We start from the raw sequence: 13277 nt of genomic DNA, 5'->3' as shown, positions 1-13277 counted from the left end.
TTGTGTATAACTACTTTTCTACTGATAGTGTCATTAAATAATCAGCAATTGCTTCTGCTTCTTCAGGGCTAACATTATAAGTTCCAGTCATTGTGTTTCCTGGCTTATAAGGTTCGGGATCTTTAATCCAGTTTGCTGTATTTTCTGCAGTATGCTCTAAGAAACCAGCAACACGGTTACGATCACCGAATGTTGTTAAGTTAGGGCCAAGACCATTACCGGCAACTGCCGATACTGCGTGACATCCTAAACAAGAGTTAGCAAATGTTGCTTCACCAATATCAGATGATTCTCTATCTGCTGTTTGACCTTCTGTTGCTTGCATTGCTGTTACCCAAGCATTAAATGCTTCTGGCTCAAGCGCTTTAACTTTGAAGTCCATTAATGCATGTGAAGGACCACATAATTCAGCACATTTACCGTAGAATACGCCTTCTCCATCATTTAAGCCTGCAGATTCTTTATCAAACTGTAAATAGAATTTATTAATGCCATCTACGTTTGTATCCATCTTACCGCCTACTGCAGGAATCCAGAACGAGTGCTTTACGTCAGATGCGATTAGGTTGAAGTATACTTTTTCTCCAGTTGGAACTACTAATTCTTGAGCTGTAATAATTCCTTGGTTTGGATACTCAAATTCCCACCAATATAACTTTGCCGTTACATTTACTGTAAGTGCAGTTTTATTACCTTCTTCGTCTACCTCATCCATTGCAGCTACATCTGCAAATTTATAAGTATAGGTTAATGTCGGTACAGCTAAGATTATTAATAGAATAATTGGAATAACTGTCCAGATAACTTCCAATGTGTGGCTACCTTCCACTTGCTTTGGCATATGGTTTTCGCCAACTTTTGTACGGCGGAATTTGAAGAATGCTACTAAATAGATAGCCGATACTACAACTACTACTAATGTCATAATCCAAATAGCTAATATTAAAATATCTAATTGCTCTTTACCGACCGCACCTGCTGGGCGAAGAGTTGAAATATATTCTTCACCACATGCTGAAAGGAATACTGTCATTACTGTTAATAGCGAAAATAATCGCCATTTTTTAAGCCCTTTCATCATAGCTTATTAAACCCCTCTTTCTTCATTATATTTTCATGTGTAACTGGGACTGTTTATTATAAGAGTCCCCACATGTTGGCAGCGAATCATGCCATCTTTTACAAAATTTCGCCTACGTATGAGGAAGGTTTTTGTAATTTTGGTTGCACCTTTACCTGCTGTCTTCTTCAATAAGTGAATCTTTCTCACGTCCTATTGGCATGGCGAGAAGCGATCTAGACTATTTAACTTTTAATCTTCTTTTAAGTCTTCACTGGTTTTGATTACCAATTTCAATCTATAAGTGCAAGAAAACTTATTAGAAGCATTATCGTTAAAGCTATAGTGTTACATGCACTATGGTAAATGTGTCCAATATATTACTACTCCTTTCAAATTTGTAAGCATATTCCGCTACCATAACTATATCTAAATTTGTATCGGATTTCTACACGTTTCGAGAAATTTCAAATTTCATCATGTCAAACAGGTCGAAGCGTACAGAAATCTAAAACAACATCTTTATAGTAATGCATTTTCTGCCAATATTTGTGAAGGATAGGAGACGAATTTATGAACAATTTGTGAAAAACTGGATGCGTTTACATTACAATCCTTGATTGAAGTTGTATTTTTAACATTTTTTCGCTATCATCTTAAACTAGAGACGCTCTTTGTAGCGACCTGAAAATTAAAGTAGGTGGGCTCACTATATGCATCATAAATATTATAAGTTTTTAAAATGGTTTGCTGTATTGTCTACACTCGGTATGCTACTCATCCTCCAAGGTGGAGCACTTGTTACAAAGACTGACAGCGGTCTTGGCTGTGGAAGAAACTGGCCTGACTGTAATGGTTCGTTGATTCCTAAAGAAATCACAACAGAAGTATTAATTGAATTTTCACATCGCCTCGTCACGGGATCTGTATCAATTTTCATTTTAATTTTAGTTATTTGGACTTGGCGTGCTCTCGGTCATATTCGTGAAGTAAAATTATTAGGCTTTTTAGCAATGTTCTTCTTAATTCTCCAAGCGCTAATTGGCGCTGCCCAAGTTTTGTGGGGACAAGGCGACTTTATATTAGCATTGCATTTTGGTATTTCATTAATCTCTTTTGCTGCTGTTCTACTTCTTACTTTAATAGTATTTGAGGTCGACAAAAAATTTGATGCTGACCGCTTACACATGAGCAAGAAATTAAAAATACATACAATATGCGTTACTTTATATTCTTATATCGTTGTATATACTGGGGCTCTAGTGCGCCATACTGATGCAAGCCTTGTATGTCCGGATTGGCCATTCTGCCGCAATGATCAGCCACTTGCATTGCCTTACAATATGTACGAATGGATTCAAATGGGTCACCGTTTTGCAGTTTTACTATTTGTTATTTGGATAGCCTATATTGCCATCCATGTCATTAGAAACTATAAACAGCAACGCGTTATTTATTGGGGCTGGATTATTGCCCTTTCAATTGTTATTTTGCAAGTGATCGCCGGGATGCTAGTAGTACTTTTAAAACTGCAATTGTTTGTATCTTTAATGCATTCTTTATTGATTACCCTATTATTCGGATTATTATGTTATTTAATAATGATAGTTTCGAGGTCAAAGTAAAAAACAAAAATAGAATAGTAGAACAAATCAATTTCAAAACAAAAAGCGCAGCAAATTTGCTGCGCTTTTTATTATTATTACTCCAATTCTATTAATAAATCACCTGTTGAAATAGCATCGCCTGCTTTAGCATACACTTCTTTCACGATACCATCTTTTGGTGCTTGTACTGTCGTCTCCATTTTCATGGCTTCTGTAATTAATAAATGCTCACCACGTTTAACCGAGCTTCCTTTATTCACCACAACTTTTAATACTGTTCCCGGCATTGTTGCACCTATTTGATTAGGATTAGAAGGATCAGCCTTCAACGCAATGCTGCCATCTACTTCAACTGTTAAATCCTGTATAACTAGTTCACGAGATTGACCGTTCATTTCAAAATAAAGAACGCGTGTACCATCATGTTGCGGCTCTCCGATCGAAACAAGTTTTATAATCAGCGTTTTTCCTTTTTCGATTTCTACTTCAATTTCTTCACCTAACCTTAAACCATATAGGAAAGTTGCTGTGTCGAGGACAGAAACATCACCGAATGATTCTACCGCCTGCATATATTGCTCAAACACTTTCGGATACAATGCATATGCAAGTACATCCTGTTTAGATGGTGTACGTTCGAACTTTTCTGTTAACACTTCCGACAATTTTTCAAAATCAACCGGTGGCAATAGCTCTCCTGGTCTTACTGTTATTGGTGTACGATCCTTTAATACAACTTGCTGTATCTCCTTTGGGAATCCTCCATGTGGTTGACCTAAATATCCTTGGAAAAATTCAATTACTGATTCAGGGAAGTCGATCGTTTGCCCACGCTCAACAATATTGTCTTCTGTTAAATCGTTTTGCACCATGAATAAGGCCATATCGCCCACAACTTTTGAAGAAGGCGTTACTTTCACAATATCTCCAAACATTAAATTTACGCGTGAATACATCGATTTCACTTCATCCCAACGGTCACCCAATCCTACAGCTTTCGCTTGCTGCTGCAAATTGCTGTATTGGCCACCTGGCATTTCATGGACATAAATTTCAGAATGTGGTGCATTCATACCGCTTTCAAAGTCAACGTAGTATTTACGTACATCTTCCCAATAATATGATAGCTTTTCCAAGCTTTCAATGTCGGCTCTTACATTTCGATCTGAGCCTTTCATCGCATAGTATAAAGAATTGGCACTTGGCTGTGATGTTAAACCAGCCATTGAGCCTAATGCTGTATCTATAATATCTACGCCTGCTTCGATTGCTTTTGCATATAAATAAATTCCGTTCCCGCTCGTATCATGAGTATGCAAATGGATCGGCAGACTTGTAGCCTCTTTAAGCTCTGAAATTAAGCGATATGCTGCTTGCGGTTTAAGTAAGCCTGCCATATCTTTAATTGCTAAAATATGTGCACCTGTTGCTTCGAGCTCTTTTGCCATATCTTTATAATATTGAACTGTGTATTTTGCACGTGAATCATCTAAAATGTCTCCAGTATAACAAATCGCCGCTTCTGCAACTTTTCCGCTATTACGCACTTCATCAATTGCTACTTCCATTCCTTTAATCCAGTTAAGTGAATCGAAAATACGGAAAACATCCACTCCAGAAGTTGCTGACTCCTGAATAAATTCGCGGATTAAGTTATCCGGGTAATTCGTATACCCTACTGCATTGGCTCCACGCAATAACATTTGGAATAAAACGTTCGGTACTTTTTTACGTAACTTTTCCAAGCGGTCCCATGGGTTTTCGCTTAAGAAGCGATATGCTACATCAAATGTTGCGCCACCCCACATTTCAAGCGAGAAATAGTTATGCATTAAACGTGATGTTTCATCCGCAATTTCAAGCATATCCTGGGAACGTACACGTGTAGCAAGCAGTGACTGATGTGCATCACGGAAAGTTGTATCTGTTAATAGTACATCTTCCTGCTCTTTAATCCATTTTACAAGTCCATCCGCGCCATGCGAATCCAAAATTTGTTTTGTTCCTGAAGGTGAAGGAATTAAAATATCCACTTTCGGCTTTTCTGGCTGTACAAATATTGGCTTCGTACGTTTCTCAACGCCTGGGAAACCATTCAAAGTTACATTACCGATATAGTTTAATAGTTTTGTTCCACGGTCTTTGCGTTCCGGGAATTCAAATAATTCAGGCGTTGTATCTATAAAGCTCGTATCAAATTCTCCTGATAAAAATTTATTGTGCAATACTACATTGCCTAAAAAAGGAATATTTGTCTTAACCCCACGAATACGGAATTCGCGCAAGTTACGGTCCATTTTTGCTGCCGCTTCTTCAAACGTCATACCCCACGTTGAAATTTTGACCAACAATGAATCGTAGTAAGGTGTTACAACAGCACCTTGGAAACCATTCCCTGCATCTAAACGTACACCAAAACCACCGCTTGAACGATATACCATCAACTTACCTGTATCTGGCATAAAGTTGTTTGCCGGATCTTCTGTTGTTACACGAGATTGTATCGCATATCCGAAAAGTGGAATTTTATTTTGAGCAGGTACACCAACCTCCTTCGAGTGAAGGTCACGGCCCTCTGCTACTTTAATTTGAGCATGGACAATATCAATTCCGGTAATCATTTCTGTAATTGTATGTTCAACTTGAATTCGCGGATTTACTTCTATGAAATAAAATTTATCATCCGCCACTAAAAACTCAACAGTACCTGCATTAATATAATTTACATTTTTCATTAATTTAACGGCTGCTTCGCAAATCTCATTGCGCAAATGTTCAGAAATTGAATTAGACGGTGCGATTTCAACGACCTTTTGATGACGTCGTTGAATCGAGCAGTCCCGTTCATATAAATGTACAATATTACCGTGTGTATCACCGATAATTTGCACTTCAATATGTTTCGGCTTAATAATGGCCTTTTCTACGTATACTTCATCCGAGCCGAATGCTGCTTTTGCTTCTGATTTCGCTCGTTCATATGAAGATTGAAGCTCTTCTTTCGAGTTTACTAAACGCATACCTCGTCCGCCGCCGCCAAGAGCTGCTTTAATCATGATAGGGAAGCCATAATTTTCACTGAATTTCTCGACTTCCTGTAAACTATCTACGGGTCCATCTGTACCTGGGATAACAGGAATATCAGCCAAAATTGCTTGTTCACGTGCTTTCACTTTATCCCCAAACATATCAAGATGTGCAGAAGTAGGACCAATAAATTGAATACCTTCTTCTTCACAACGTCGAGCAAATACGACATTTTCCGATAAAAAGCCGTACCCCGGATGAATTGCATCGACATTTGCATCTTTGGCAATTTTCAGGATGCTTTCAATATCCAAATATGCATCAATCGGCTTTTTCCCCATACCGACAAGATAAGCTTCATCCGCTTTATAACGGTGATACGAACCACTATCTTCACGTGAATAAATCGCTACCGTCTTAATATGTAATTCATTACATGCTCGTAAAATACGAATGGCTATTTCGCCTCGGTTTGCAACTAGAATCTTTTTAATCGACTTCATTTCTCCTCGTCCCCCAATTACTTTCTTTTTTCCAATTTGTGATGTGTGGAGACATTTATAAGTATCCCCATTGCTATTGAAAGCAATAATATAGAAGTACCGCCATAGCTAATAAAAGGAAGCGTTACTCCGGTTAACGGGATAAGTCCCGATAATCCACCTAAATTAACAAAAGTTTGTAATCCTATCCATGTAGAAATGCCCGCCGCTAACATTCTTGCAAGCGGATCCTTTGTTGCCATCGCAATATAGTAACCGCGCAAAACAATAAAGCCTAATCCAATTATAACAATTGAAACACCAAAAATCCCTAATTCCTCGGCAATGATCGCCATTATAAAATCGGTTTGAGGTTCCGGTACATACCCTAGCTTTTGAATCGATTGCCCGAGCCCACGTCCTTCCAAGCCTCCTGCACCAATTGCATAATAGCCGTTCACAACATGATATCCTGAATTGAGCGGATCGCTGAAAGGATCTAAAAAGGAAGTAATACGACCTCTACGACTCGCATTGAAAACGGTGTCCCATTTAAAGATTAAAATTCCGATTATTCCGACAACACCCAATGCCGATAATAATCCAAAAATTTTCCCGAGCGTCTTCCCCTTAAGACCGCTTGTAATAACAACAACAAGTGCAATGGCGACAATGATGACCAGTGCGCCTAAATCGGTTTCAAAACCAACAACAAGTACGATAAATAGCCACATGCCCAATGGATACGACACATCATCAAATGTAAGTAGCTGCATCGAACCACGGTTCACACTTTTACGGTAAAAAGTTCCAGCAAAGAAAATAATAATAAAGAGTTTGGCAAATTCGGATGGTTGGAAATTCATAAGGCCGAACATGTTAATCCAACTTCTTGAACCGTTAACACTATTGCCGGCAATTATAAGCCATAACTCTAGTATAAACATAACTGCCAGCAAAAATCCTAATATAGATTTATCGGATAACCTTTTATAGGGCATAATGACAGCGACCGTAAATAAAATTAACGATAAAACTATATTAACGAGCTGGCGATTATAATAATGATTAGGGTTTGCTTCATAATGAATAATAGAAACCCAAATACTTGAACTATAAATCATAACAAGTCCAAATAACATTAACAAAATATAAACGAACAACAACCCATAATCAAAATTGCGAAAATAATTTTTAAAATAATGCTTCATGTTATAAACCTCTTCTTTGAAAAAAAAACTCAAACCGCAATGTAGCGTTTGAGTTTTCTTTTATTTGTCTGTATACGCATCATGTAATAAAGAAAGCTCTTTCTCTAAAGAATCGAGAATTCTCTTTCCCTGTTCACGCTCAATTAGCCCGAGCCTTGCAGCAAATTCTATTTCACGCGATAAACCAAACATTTGTGTATCTAATACTTCTTCATATAACGGACAAGACGGCATAGTTAAATTATCCATTTGTACGCGAATTAATCGAGCAATTTTATCTGCATCCGCAGTTAACAACTCTAATGCTTTTTCCTGAAAGGAAGCTTGTGCTTTCGTATCCATGAGGACGCCCCCATCTATGATATTTCTTCGATTCTATCTTAGTAAAGTGTATCTTTTTACATTCAAAAATGCAAGTGTCTTTGTATGTTTTGCATTCAATTCAATTATATTTCTTTCTACCTGGAATAGCGTTATAATGATGAAGGAAAATAGTTTAGGGGGGACTTACAAATGGTCGAAACAATCATTCCTATAAAAGGTGCGGTCAAATTTCAATTGACGTTAGATCCTACCGTATGGATTTTTGATGATCGTAAACTGAATCTGAAAACATATTTTGCTTCGGAAAAAGTTGAAGAAGATAATGAAAAATACTTACGTGATATGGGTGCACACTGGTCACGCGAAATTATGGAAGGTGCTGTATTTCCGCCGACTTTAAAAACAGAGCGTAAATTTGATCGAAAAGGTATGCTTACTGGAACGTTCGGAATGGAAATTAAGCCATTTTTAAATAATGCACAAATTACAGATGGTGCAAACGAAGTCGTTTTCGAATGTACGACAGATGAAGAGTTTGTTTTCCCATTGCAACAGGCTGAAAACTTTATTTTTAAATTTAGCCAGGACGGGAAACCACTTAACGAGGACGGTCCTGTACATGTAATTTTTGCAGATGGTTCGAATGTTGAAAATCCAATAAAAAATGTGCGTGCGATTCGTATTCAATAGGAGGAATTCGTGATGCGTGTAAAATGTGTCATTTGTGATACACTACATGATTTGCCAAACGATCTACCTTTAGCTAAAAAATTGCGAAATCGCCCTATTCATACGTTTATGTGTCCACCATGCTCAGAACGCATAACGGATAATACACAGAAACGGATTGAAACAGGAAATTTCCGTTTCTTCAGAACATCTTCTAAATTTGATGAAGAATTTTAAAGAGTCGGGAACAAAACAAAAAATATCAATTTTCTCTACCATGAGAAAATTGATATTTTTTTATCTTTTATAATTAAAATTCAAATGACTGATTGTGGAACTTGAAATCGATAAAGCTTTGCGCATTGATTTTGCTTAACTGAAAGAAATTGGCTACTTCTGTTTTTACCCCTTCAAATACACGTTCTTCATCAACAACATATGCTTCTATTGAAACTGCAATTTCACCAAATTGAGCTTTTAATGCATCTGCAATCTGCTTGGCTGTATCTTCTGAAACATCTTCATCCACCACTAAATGTACTGTCGCTTTTTCGACATTTATTTCTTCCAAAGTCGCTTCTTCTTTTAAGCCATCCTGGAATACATTGGACATAACTAAAATTTCTTCTCCCACAATCGGTTGAATTAGTTCGTTAACCTGAATGTTAACATTTTCAGCAAAGTATTCGCCAAAATATTCGCCGTCTTTTACTTCAAAATCGTATACTGTTTTTGTCGTTTCCGATTGGACGGTAATTTCAAAATCATCACCAATAGCAGGTGCTGTCGATTTGGTTACAACAAATTGATCATCGTAAATATCGCTTAGTTCAGCTGCCGCATTATCCTCGTTTTTTGCTGTAAGTACAGCAGGTACGAATATAATGCATGATATAATAACTAGCGCTATAGCAACTGTAATAATAACTTGTTTTTTAGTAAAATTCATTTTCCACTACTCCATTTAATTTATTATCCCCATTAGTGAATTATAGCGCTTTCATTGTAGCTGTATCAAATAAAACACACTTATAAATAAAGAGGTGTGTTAAATTAACACACCTCAATAAAATATTAGTTAGCCTGCTTTGCTTCTTCTCGTTTTTCGCGCCATAAGCGTGATTTATAAACAATTAAAATTAAAGCAGCAACAATTAAACCTTCAATCATCGGTAGGAATAACGCTAAAAAGGTTAATACTATACATCCAATAAACAGGAACGCATAAATAACGATATTTCTTCCTAATGTTAGTTTTTTTGCAAAGCCTAGTTTATAAACTATTGCCGACATAAGGAACACGAGAATAAATGTTACATAACCAGCCATGTCGTAGTTTGGTAAATTTTGATATAAATAACTTGTAATCCCTGACATACGATTAAAGACATATTCATTTTCACTACTAGATACAGATGCTAGTAATACTAAATTTAAATAGCTACTTAACACAGCCAACATCATTCAACCTTCCTTATTGACGCCAATTAAGCTTCTAACTCAGCGTTCTTTTTCTTTTTAGCAACACGCTCACGTTCACCTTTATCAAGGATCTGTTTACGTAAACGGATTGATTCTGGAGTTACTTCTAAATACTCATCATCACCTAAGTATTCTAATGCTTCTTCAAGTGATAAAATACGAGGCTTTTTAATAACATTCGTTTGGTCTTTATTCGCCGAACGGATATTTGTTTTTTGTTTTTGTTTTGTAATGTTTACAGTAATATCAGCATCACGTGTATTTTCACCAACGATCATACCTTCATATACTTCAGTACCTGGTTCAATGAATAATGTACCGCGATCTTCTACACCCATCATACCGTAAGTTGTTGCTTTACCGTTTTCCATAGATACTAATACACCTTGGTGACGGCCGCCAACTTTACCTGCTACTACTGGAGCGTAGTGATCGAATGTATGGTTCATCATACCGAAACCTTTTGTGATAGACATGAACTCAGTTGTATAACCGATTAAACCACGTGCAGGTACGTTAAAGATTAAACGAACTTGTCCTGAACCGTTGTTAATCATATCTAACATTTCACCTTTACGAGTACCGATTGATTCAATGATAGAACCTACAGAATCTTCTGGTACGTCGATTTGAACGCGTTCGATTGGCTCAGATTTTACGCCATCGATGTTACGGATGATTACTTGTGGTTTAGATACTTGTAGCTCATAACCTTCACGACGCATATTTTCGATTAAGATCGATAAGTGAAGCTCACCACGACCCGAAACTGTCCATGCATCTGGAGAATCTGTATCTTCTACGCGTAGAGATACGTCTGTTTGTAATTGTGCAAGTAAACGCTCTTCAATTTTACGAGAAGTTACCCATTTCCCTTCGCGACCTGCGAATGGTGAGTTGTTTACTAAGAATGTCATTTGTAATGTTGGCTCATCAATACGTAATGGTGTTAACGCTTCTTGATGATCAATTGGACAAACTGTTTCACCAACGTTGATATCTTCCATTCCTGAAACCGCGATTAAGTCACCAGCAATAGCTGTTTCGATTTCTTCACGCTTAAGACCGAAGAAACCAAAGATTTTTGTTACACGGAAGTTTTTCACTGTGCCATCTAATTTCATAAGAGAAACTTGTTGACCTACAGAAATTTTCCCACGGAATACACGACCGATACCGATACGGCCAACGAAGTCATTATAATCAAGTAATGCTACTTGGAATTGTAAAGGCTCGTCCGAGTTATCAATTGGTGCTGGAATTGATTCAATGATTTTCTCGAATAGGCAAGTCATGTTTTCTTCTTGATTAGCTGGGTCTGGATCTAAAGATGCTGTACCATTTACACCAGAAGCATAAACAACTGGGAATTCTAATTGGTCTTCATCTGCACCTAGCTCAATTAATAACTCTAATACTTCATCTACTACTTCTAGTGGACGAGCTGAGTCTTTATCTACTTTATTTACTACAACGATTGGTGTTAAGCGTTGTTCTAACGCTTTCTTTAATACAAAACGTGTTTGAGGCATACAACCCTCATACGCATCGACAACTAAACAAACGCCATCTACCATTTTTAAGATACGTTCTACTTCTCCACCGAAGTCTGCGTGTCCAGGCGTATCAAGGATGTTGATACGAGTACCGTTATAATCTACTGCTGTATTTTTAGCTAAAATTGTAATTCCACGTTCACGCTCTATATCACCAGAGTCCATTGCACGTTCTTCTACACGTTCATTTGAACGGAAAGTACCTGATTGCTTTAATAATTGGTCTACTAACGTTGTTTTACCATGGTCAACGTGAGCTATAATTGCGATATTACGAATATCTTGACGTAAATTTGTCATTATTCCACTCCATATTCTTTTTTCAATTGTTTAACTGTGATATTATAGCACATGAAAGATTAAATGTCTTTTCACAATAATTAATATCATTTTTTAGTCACATATTATAGATGTCCGGAGGCAGGAAATATGAATAAAGCAAAATTTGTCATGTTTATTTATGCATTGGCAGCAATCCTATCAATGATTAGTATCGGATTTGCCTTTTCACTAGTATTTATGACTGGAGATGAGTATGAAACAATTGGTTGGATCGGCGTTGTTGTAGGTATTGTCGTTATGTGCGCAATCTTTGGAATGGCATTTAAAACAAAACGTAAATTTAGAGACCAAGGCTTACTCTAAAATGTATAAAACTTCGGTGCGTATACGCACCGAAGTTTTTATTTTTTTTCTTCGATATACTTGTCTAAAATTAATTGATGAATTGTAGGGTTCGCAATTAAAAATGTATCCATTGATAAGAAATCGAAATCTTTTCCATTAAAGTTTGTTGCAATAGCTCCTACTTCTTTGGCAATAATGACCCCACCGCCAATATCCCACGGCGCCAAACGCATTGAGATATAGGCATCCAGCTTCCCGCTCACGACAAAAGCTATTTCCATCGCCGCAGAACCATAAGAACGGGTGCCACGTACTGTTCGGACTAATTCTGTTATTTTCTCATGGTTAATGCGATCATTCGGTGTTACCCAACTTGCATTGATACCGATAACAGCTTGTTCAATTTTCACCGGTTGAAGTTTACGGAGAGGAGAATCGTTATACCATGCACCTACCCCTGAAATAGCATTAAATAAATCTTCGCGCATTACATCAAATATGTAACCTAAAACTCCAACACCATCCACATAAATGCCAATCGTAATCATGAAATGGCGATGTTGCTTAACAAAATTCATCGTGCCGTCAATTGGATCAATAATCCATACGACCCCTTCCAGACTTTCTACTTTTTCGCCCATACCTTCTTCACCTAAAATACGATGGTCCGGATTAAAAGCCTTTATTTTTTCGATAAAAAACAACTCTGTTTCCCGGTCAATATTCGTCACTAAATCATTGGGACTAGATTTTGTTTCAATTTCAATATCGTATGAAAATGCTGCACGGATATTTCGCCCCGCTTCAAAAATAATTTTTTTCGCAAATTCATCTAGCTGTTTTACATCCATCGTTCATCCACCTTCCGACAACCATTGCTATTTTTAATATGTAATATATGGTACTTTTTTTAATAACTTCATTATAACAAAAAATCACTTGCTATCTAACTTTGGCAAGTGATTTTTTATTTTGGAAACATTTTTTTGTTACGCATATACATGTAGACCTTTTAATTCCTCTTGAATTTCTGTTAAACGTTTTTTGGATTTTTCGATTTCAGATTGATTTTTATCATTCATAGCTGCATAAAGTGTTGCTAGCTCATAATCCATTTCCAACATTAAAATCTCTTCATATTGCTTTTCAATATCGACTTTGCGTATAATTTTAATCATCTGTTTCATAAAAATCACTTCCTCATCATATTATTTAAACTTTTCCCTAACTTT

At 36.9% G+C, this 13277-nt stretch carries 13 protein-coding genes; 4 read left to right on the top strand and 9 right to left on the bottom strand.

The window, feature by feature from the left end; all coding sequences use genetic code 11:
• Positions 1 to 10: 10 nt before the first annotated feature.
• Positions 11 to 1081 (bottom strand): cytochrome c oxidase subunit II, encoded by a 1071-nt coding sequence (coxB, locus tag NYE67_RS04330; protein ID WP_191698531.1) that lies wholly within the window; start codon positions 1079 to 1081, stop codon positions 11 to 13.
• Positions 1082 to 1773: 692 nt separating this feature from the next.
• Here coxB and NYE67_RS04325 point away from each other — a divergent pair.
• A complete protein-coding gene (locus tag NYE67_RS04325) occupies positions 1774 to 2685 on the top strand; it encodes a COX15/CtaA family protein (RefSeq protein WP_340727134.1) in 912 nt (303 codons plus the stop codon).
• A 77-nt stretch (positions 2686 to 2762) separates the two neighbouring features.
• On the opposite strand, the gene pyc is transcribed toward NYE67_RS04325, so the two are convergent.
• Genes pyc through NYE67_RS04310 form a run of 3 tightly spaced genes read right to left on the bottom strand, consistent with a single transcriptional unit; the run spans position 2763 to position 7729 of the window.
• Positions 2763 to 6197 (bottom strand): pyruvate carboxylase, encoded by a 3435-nt coding sequence (gene pyc / locus NYE67_RS04320; RefSeq protein ID WP_340729310.1) that lies wholly within the window; start codon positions 6195 to 6197, stop codon positions 2763 to 2765.
• 17 nt (positions 6198 to 6214) lie between these two features.
• Entirely contained in the window at positions 6215 to 7387 is a 1173-nt protein-coding gene (locus tag NYE67_RS04315; protein WP_340727132.1) for an FtsW/RodA/SpoVE family cell cycle protein, read from the bottom strand.
• Positions 7388 to 7447: 60 nt separating this feature from the next.
• Complete coding sequence (locus tag NYE67_RS04310) at positions 7448 to 7729, bottom strand: YlaN family protein (protein WP_191698535.1); 282 nt, start codon at positions 7727 to 7729, stop codon at positions 7448 to 7450.
• Positions 7730 to 7900: 171 nt separating this feature from the next.
• On the opposite strand from NYE67_RS04310, the gene NYE67_RS04305 reads away from it, so the two are divergent.
• Positions 7901 to 8401, top strand: coding sequence for a peptidyl-prolyl cis-trans isomerase (locus tag NYE67_RS04305; RefSeq protein WP_191698536.1), 501 nt, complete (start codon positions 7901 to 7903; stop codon positions 8399 to 8401).
• Positions 8402 to 8413: 12 nt separating this feature from the next.
• The gene (locus tag NYE67_RS04300) at positions 8414 to 8617 is read left to right on the top strand and encodes a YlaI family protein (protein ID WP_191698537.1); all 204 of its coding nucleotides are present in this window, start codon (positions 8414 to 8416) and stop codon (positions 8615 to 8617) included.
• Positions 8618 to 8690: 73 nt separating this feature from the next.
• Here NYE67_RS04300 and NYE67_RS04295 read toward each other — a convergent pair whose 3' ends face one another.
• From NYE67_RS04295 to typA, 3 genes are all read right to left on the bottom strand, one after another.
• Entirely contained in the window at positions 8691 to 9329 is a 639-nt protein-coding gene (locus NYE67_RS04295; protein WP_340729309.1) for a fucose permease, read from the bottom strand.
• 125 nt (positions 9330 to 9454) lie between these two features.
• The gene (locus tag NYE67_RS04290) at positions 9455 to 9841 is read right to left on the bottom strand and encodes a YlaH-like family protein (protein WP_445683365.1); all 387 of its coding nucleotides are present in this window, start codon (positions 9839 to 9841) and stop codon (positions 9455 to 9457) included.
• A 26-nt stretch (positions 9842 to 9867) separates the two neighbouring features.
• Entirely contained in the window at positions 9868 to 11718 is a 1851-nt protein-coding gene (gene typA / locus NYE67_RS04285; RefSeq protein ID WP_340729307.1) for a translational GTPase TypA, read from the bottom strand.
• 129 nt (positions 11719 to 11847) lie between these two features.
• On the opposite strand from typA, the gene NYE67_RS04280 reads away from it, so the two are divergent.
• Positions 11848 to 12063: a DUF5325 family protein gene (locus NYE67_RS04280; protein ID WP_191698540.1), complete on the top strand. Its 216-nt coding sequence runs from the start codon at positions 11848 to 11850 to the stop codon at positions 12061 to 12063.
• 38 nt (positions 12064 to 12101) lie between these two features.
• On the opposite strand, the gene NYE67_RS04275 is transcribed toward NYE67_RS04280, so the two are convergent.
• Positions 12102 to 12896 (bottom strand): inositol monophosphatase family protein, encoded by a 795-nt coding sequence (locus NYE67_RS04275; RefSeq protein WP_340729306.1) that lies wholly within the window; start codon positions 12894 to 12896, stop codon positions 12102 to 12104.
• Between the two features lie 138 nt (positions 12897 to 13034).
• Entirely contained in the window at positions 13035 to 13232 is a 198-nt protein-coding gene (locus NYE67_RS04270) for a hypothetical protein (protein WP_191698542.1), read from the bottom strand.
• Between the last annotated feature and the right edge of the window lie 45 nt (positions 13233 to 13277).

Source organism: Solibacillus sp. FSL W8-0474 (assembly GCF_038004065.1).
Classification (GTDB): domain Bacteria; phylum Bacillota; class Bacilli; order Bacillales_A; family Planococcaceae; genus Solibacillus; species Solibacillus faecavium.
Note: the sequence above shows the minus strand (reverse complement) of the source record. Positions and strands in the feature narration are given on the sequence as shown.

Excerpts from the sequence above, each read along its gene's own strand:
- NYE67_RS04295 (WP_340729309.1), bottom strand. The coding sequence starts at position 9,329 with ATGAATTTTACTAAAAAACAAGTTATTATTACAGTTGCTATAGCGCTA.
- NYE67_RS04310 (WP_191698535.1), bottom strand. The coding sequence starts at position 7,729 with ATGGATACGAAAGCACAAGCTTCCTTTCAGGAAAAAGCATTAGAGTTG.
- NYE67_RS04305 (WP_191698536.1), top strand. The coding sequence starts at position 7,901 with ATGGTCGAAACAATCATTCCTATAAAAGGTGCGGTCAAATTTCAATTG.
- NYE67_RS04300 (WP_191698537.1), top strand. The coding sequence starts at position 8,414 with ATGCGTGTAAAATGTGTCATTTGTGATACACTACATGATTTGCCAAAC.
- NYE67_RS04325 (WP_340727134.1), top strand. The coding sequence starts at position 1,774 with ATGCATCATAAATATTATAAGTTTTTAAAATGGTTTGCTGTATTGTCT.
- NYE67_RS04275 (WP_340729306.1), bottom strand. The coding sequence starts at position 12,896 with ATGGATGTAAAACAGCTAGATGAATTTGCGAAAAAAATTATTTTTGAA.
- NYE67_RS04280 (WP_191698540.1), top strand. The coding sequence starts at position 11,848 with ATGAATAAAGCAAAATTTGTCATGTTTATTTATGCATTGGCAGCAATC.
- NYE67_RS04290 (WP_445683365.1), bottom strand. The coding sequence starts at position 9,841 with ATGTTGGCTGTGTTAAGTAGCTATTTAAATTTAGTATTACTAGCATCT.
- pyc (WP_340729310.1), bottom strand. The coding sequence starts at position 6,197 with ATGAAGTCGATTAAAAAGATTCTAGTTGCAAACCGAGGCGAAATAGCC.
- typA (WP_340729307.1), bottom strand. The coding sequence starts at position 11,718 with ATGACAAATTTACGTCAAGATATTCGTAATATCGCAATTATAGCTCAC.
- NYE67_RS04315 (WP_340727132.1), bottom strand. The coding sequence starts at position 7,387 with ATGAAGCATTATTTTAAAAATTATTTTCGCAATTTTGATTATGGGTTG.
- NYE67_RS04270 (WP_191698542.1), bottom strand. The coding sequence starts at position 13,232 with ATGAAACAGATGATTAAAATTATACGCAAAGTCGATATTGAAAAGCAA.
- coxB (WP_191698531.1), bottom strand. The coding sequence starts at position 1,081 with ATGATGAAAGGGCTTAAAAAATGGCGATTATTTTCGCTATTAACAGTA.